We start from the raw sequence: 584 nt of genomic DNA, 5'->3' as shown, positions 1-584 counted from the left end.
CATTCAAACTCTGGGCCAGGGCCCGCATGAAGGCGAAATGGCCGCTGTGCAGCTTGCGTGGATGCGTTTGGGATTTCCTCAAATGGTCACCTTGGAACGCGGTCCTGGGCGGCCGGGGATCGCCAGAACTTCCACCAGGGCCGCAGTGCTGCCATGGGCTCGGGCGGCGGCTGCGCAGGACGTTGGCGCGGATGCATCGAAGGGGACTGGTTGCAATCGCGCGGCCCTCCCCTCACGGAGGAAGCGGGGTGCGTGGGTGACCTGATCCCTCGTGATGATGAACATTATTGTTCCGCCCAGATCGCCGAACATCTTCCTCCCCGCCATGCGGCCGCCGAAGAAGATGCCGACCGCGGCGCCGACAACGAAATTCTGTGCCATTGCGCGGACGCAGATCGGTTCGGGCATGCAAAGAGCGCCGCCTATGCTCCTCTCAATCCGACACATTCATCACTGGAGCAATCCCATGTCCCTGCAAGATTTCAAGGTTCTCACGTTCGACGTCGTCGGCACGCTGATCGATTTCGAGGGCGGCATGCTCGCCTACCTGCGCGCCGCGGCGCCCGAATCCCGCGTGACCGATG

General features: G+C 63.0%; 1 protein-coding gene. It reads right to left on the bottom strand.

Annotated features, from left to right (window positions below):
- Positions 1-78 precede the first annotated feature (78 nt).
- Entirely contained in the window at positions 79-408 is a 330-nt protein-coding gene (locus ACXJ3V_RS20455; RefSeq protein WP_457102190.1) for a hypothetical protein, read from the bottom strand.
- Positions 409-584: the final 176 nt, after the last annotated feature.

The sequence above is a fragment of the Microbacterium sp. P5_E9 genome, from assembly GCF_054049175.1.
Note: the sequence above shows the minus strand (reverse complement) of the source record. Positions and strands in the feature narration are given on the sequence as shown.